1 protein-coding gene and 1 pseudogene are annotated in these 1,580 nt (G+C 74.7%); both read left to right on the top strand.

Going from position 1 to position 1,580, the window contains the following annotated elements; genetic code table 11:
• Window positions 1–244 (top strand): annotated as a pseudogene (locus VGD85_RS16825) (hypothetical protein); the annotation flags it as partial.
• Between the two features lie 93 nt (window positions 245–337).
• Entirely contained in the window at window positions 338–1,432 is a 1,095-nt protein-coding gene (locus VGD85_RS16820; protein ID WP_331064586.1) for a GNAT family N-acetyltransferase, read from the top strand.
• Window positions 1,433–1,580 lie beyond the last annotated feature (148 nt).

Below are 1,580 nucleotides of genomic sequence, written 5' to 3'. Positions count from 1 at the left end.
CGCCGCGCAGGGCCGGGCCGCGGACGCCACCCGCAAGCTCAACCAGGAGGCGCGGCGCGCCGACGCCGCCGAGCGGGGGGCGAGCCAGGTCGAGGAGAGCCTCGCCGCGGCCGAGCAGCGCGCCGCCGAGGCGATCGTCCGGGTCGCGGAGCTCGAGCAGGAGCTCGACGTCGTCCGCGCCGAGCTCGACGTGGTCACCCAGGCCTGGCACGCCGCCGAGGCCGGCCAGCGCAAGCACGCATGACCCGGGCCCAGGACGTGCCGTAGCCCACGTCCTGGGGAGGCCGTGGCGCACGGCACGTTTCCCCCGTCGCGAGCTGCGGCAGACTCAACGGTCGTGATCCCCCACGAGAACCGGTTCGAGAGCAATCCCGACGCCCTGCTGGGCGACCTGCCCGGGCTGCCGCCCGGCTGGACGGTCGGCACCCCCGACCCCGCTGACCGCTTCGACGTGGCCCGGCTCACCCACCTGCTGCGCGCCCACGAGCGGCACGGACGTGGCTGGGCCGGGTCGGGGGTCGACGACGTGCTCGTCGAGGTCTCCGAGCACGGGCTGCGGATGCGCGAGAACGTGGTGGTCCGCGACGCCGAGGGCGACATCCACGCCTGGGGCAGCGTCCACGACCGGTCGGTCGGCCGGATGCTCTTCGTCCACATCGTGCAGCGCGAGCTGCCCGGCGACCCCGCCGGCACCATCGCCGACGCCTGCTCCGACCTGCTGGTCGAGTGGGCCGAGGCGCAGGCCCGGTCGGTCGGCCGGGCCCGCGGCCTCGCGGTCCAGCAGATCGACACCGGCGCCTTCGAGGGCGACGAGCGCCAGGCCCGCTGGCTGCGCGCGGCCGGGTTCGAGCGGGTCCGCACCTGGTGGCAGATGAGCCGCCCGGTCGCCCCCGACGAGGAGGGCCTGGTCGCGACCCCCGACCACTGGGAGGACCGCGGCGTCGTGTTCCGCCTGGTCCGCGGCGCCGACGACGGGATGCCCGACGAGAGCGACCTGCGCGAGGTGCACGAGGTCCTCGAAGGCGCGTTCGTCGACCATTTCAACTCCAGCGAGGAGACGTTCGAGGAGTTCCTCCACCGGCTCCGCGAGGACCCGGGCCACCGCTGGGACCACTGGTGGCTGGCCGAGCTCGTCGGCGACGACGGCTCCCGCGAGCCCGTCGGAGCCCTGATCGGCACGGTCTCCGAGAGCGCGAACGGGCCGGACGGCTCCTACGTGTCCTACCTCGGCGTCCTGGAGGCCGCCCGCGGCCGCGGCGTCGCCAAGGGCCTGCTGCGCACGATCATCGCCGACGCCGCGGCGCGTGGGCGCGACCGCGTCGGCCTGGAGGTCGACGCCGACTCGCCGACCGGAGCCGCCGGCCTCTACACCTCGATGGGGTGGGCGACCAAGTACGTCACCGAGTCCTGGCACCGAGACGTGCGGGTCTGACGGACTAGCGCCGCGTGTCCAAAGTTCCTACGCGCTTCGCGCGGGCCAGGGCACGCACCTCGCTGCGTTGGCCTCGCTCGAGTTGCGCCCGGTAGCCCTACGCTCGGCCGCCTTGCGATGCACGCACCCTGACCACGCCAAGCATCCA

Origin of the sequence: Nocardioides sp. (assembly GCF_036401255.1) — a bacterium.
Lineage (GTDB): Bacteria > Actinomycetota > Actinomycetes > Propionibacteriales > Nocardioidaceae > Nocardioides.
The sequence above is the reverse complement of the archived record's forward strand: the minus strand, read 5'-3'. Positions and strand labels throughout refer to the sequence as shown.